Origin of the sequence: Streptomyces sp. 150FB (assembly GCF_000818195.1) — a bacterium.
In the GTDB taxonomy this organism is placed as follows: domain Bacteria; phylum Actinomycetota; class Actinomycetes; order Streptomycetales; family Streptomycetaceae; genus Streptomyces.
Genome location: NZ_JTHL01000001.1, coordinates 8,853,896 through 8,856,597 on the forward strand (window position 1 = coordinate 8,853,896; position 2,702 = coordinate 8,856,597).

Annotated in this window: 2 protein-coding genes; both read left to right on the forward strand. The window is 66.5% G+C overall.

Features of this window, described 5'->3' with window-relative positions:
• Positions 1 to 1,424, forward strand: a 1,424-nt coding sequence (locus tag QR77_RS37925) for a non-ribosomal peptide synthetase (RefSeq protein ID WP_150130613.1), incomplete at its 5' end; no start/stop codon positions are given.
• A gap of 146 nt (positions 1,425 to 1,570) precedes the next feature.
• The coding region (locus QR77_RS37930) for a condensation domain-containing protein (protein ID WP_040026502.1) at positions 1,571 to 2,702 on the forward strand (1,132 nt) is incomplete at its 3' end.

Consider the following 2,702-nt stretch of genomic DNA (forward strand, 5'->3'; position numbering starts at 1 on the left):
AGGGCAGTGCGGATCTCGTGGACGGGGATCGACTGGGCCGGCTGCTGGCCGGGCTCCCGGCGTATGTGATCTACACGTCGGGGTCGACCGGGCGGCCCAAGGGCGTGGTGGTGTCGCATGTGGGTGTGGGGAGCCTGTCGGGGACACAGGTCGAGGGTTTCGGCGTGGGCCCGGGTTGCCGGGTCCTTCTGTTTGCTTCGGTGAGCTTCGACACGTCGGTCTGGGAATTGTGGATGGCGTTGTTGTCCGGTGCGGCCCTGGTGGTTGCGTCGTTGGAGGAACGGGTCCCTGGCGAGGCGCTGTCCGGGTGCTTGACGCGATACGGAGTGACGCATGTGACGTTGCCGCCCGCGGTGTTGGACGTGATGGAGGAGGATTCTCTTCCGGACGGTCTGACGCTGGTGCTGGCGGGTGAGACGTCCTCTGCGGGCTTGGTCGACCGATGGGCCGCGGGGCGTCGGATTTTCAACTCGTACGGTCCGACGGAGAACACAGTGGACATCACGCTGTGGGAGTGTCGGGCGGGGGATGTGTCGGTGCCCGTGGGCCGACCGGTGTGGAACACACGTGTGTATGTGTTGGATACGGGGCTGTCGCCGGTGCCGGTGGGTGTTGCTGGTGAGCTGTATGTGGCTGGTCTGGGTGTTGCCCGGGGGTATACGGGGCGGGGCGGGCTGACGGCTGAGCGGTTCGTCGCGGACCCGTTCGGTCCGGCGGGGGCACGGATGTACCGGACCGGGGATCTGGCGAAGTGGACTGCTGACGGGGTACTGGAGTTCGTCGGCCGCGCGGACGGTCAGGTGAAGGTGCGTGGTTTCCGTATCGAGCCGGGCGAGGTGGAGGCGGTCCTGGCTGATCACGAGAGCGTAAGCCAGGCCGTGGTGGTGGTGCGGGAGGATCGCCCCGGTGACAAGCGCTTGGTGGCGTATGTCGTACCGACGGCGGGAGCGGACACTGACGGCATCCCCGCCACCGCGGTCTTCGCTGAACTGCGCGGTCATGTGAGCCGCAGCCTGCCGGATTACATGGTTCCATCGGCGTTCGTGGTGCTGGAGACTTTGCCGCTCACTCCGAACGGAAAGCTCGACCGGCGGGCGTTGCCGAGGCCGGAATTCTCTTCGGCTGAGGCCGGTCGTGCGCCGCGCACTCCGCAGGAGAAGATTCTCTGCGAGGTCTTCGCGGAAGTCCTCGGCGTCGAATCTGTCTCGATCGACGGCAGTTTCTTCGAGCTGGGCGGCCATTCTCTGCTCGCGACGCGACTCGTGCGCCGTATCCGATCGGCGCTGGGCGTTGAGGTATCCGTTCGATCCCTGTTCGGGGCGCCTACGGTGGCGTTGCTGGCGAATGAGCTTGCCTCGGCGACAACGGCCAAGCCCCGCCCGCAGCTGCGACGTATGCCCAGGTCCGAAGAGGACAGCAGATGACGCCGCCTCTTACTTGACGGGCGGCGAGAGACGCGGAGCTCGCGAAGAGCTCTAGCTCTACCCGCTCACGATTCCTTGTCGGGCCGACCGCCCCCGCATGTCGTCAGTGCCCTTGGTTCTGAGGGATTAGTGAAAGGTAAAACCCTGTGATTCCGGTGTCGTTCGCACAGCGCCGTCTTTGGTTCCTGGGCCAGTTGGAGGGTGTGTCGTCCACGTACAACATCCCTTTGGCGCTGCGGTTGTCGGGTGCGCTGGATGTGGAGGCGTTGCGGGCGGCGCTGGGTGATGTGGCGGGTCGGCACGAGAGCCTGCGTACGGTGTTTCCGCAGGTGGACGGTGAGCCTCGGCAGGTGATTGTCCGGGGTGAGGCGGGCGTGCCGTCATTGACCGTGGGGCCTGTCGCGCCGGAGCGGGTCGCCGAGGAGGTGGCCGCGACTGCCGGTGTGGGGTTCGATCTGGAGCGGGATCTGCCGTGGCGGGTGCGGTTGCTGGAGGTGGACGGCTCCGGTGAGTGGGTGCTCGTCATGGTCGTGCATCACATTGCCGCCGATGGCTGGTCGATGGCGCCGTTGGCCCGTGACCTGTCTCAGGCGTATGCGGCGCGTCGTGAGGGGCACGCACCGGGATGGCAGGAACTGCCGGTGCAATACGCGGATTACACGTTGTGGCAGCGTGAGGTGCTGGGCAGCGAAGACGATCCGGACAGCGTGATGGCGGGGCAGGTCGCTTACTGGAAGGGGGCCTTGGAGGATCTTCCGGAGCAGCTCGATCTGCCGGTGGACTTCCCGCGTCCGGCGGTCGCCTCCCATGTGGGCGGCTCGGTGGGGTTGTCGGTGTCGGCCGGGGTCCATCGGCGGCTGGTGGAGATCGCGCATGGGAGCGGCGCGAGTGTGTTCATGGCCGTGCAGGCCGCGCTGGCTGTGCTGCTGTCGAAGATGGGCGCCGGCGAGGACATCCCCATCGGGACCCCAGTTGCCGGGCGCACCGATGATGCGCTTGATGATCTGGTGGGGTTCTTTGTGAACACGCTGGTGTTGCGTGCGGATGTGTCGGGTGATCCGTCGTTCCGTGAGGTGCTGGAGCGGGTCCGTGAGCGGGATCTGGCCGCATTCGCCAGCGAGGATGTGCCGTTCGAGCGGCTGGTGGAGATCCTCAACCCCACCCGGTCCATGGCCCGGCACCCCCTCTTCCAGGTCATGCTCACCTTCCAGAACGTTGCTGAGCCGGAACTCGTCCTGCCCGAGCTGGAAGTACGCCTGGAACCGACCCAGGGTGCGA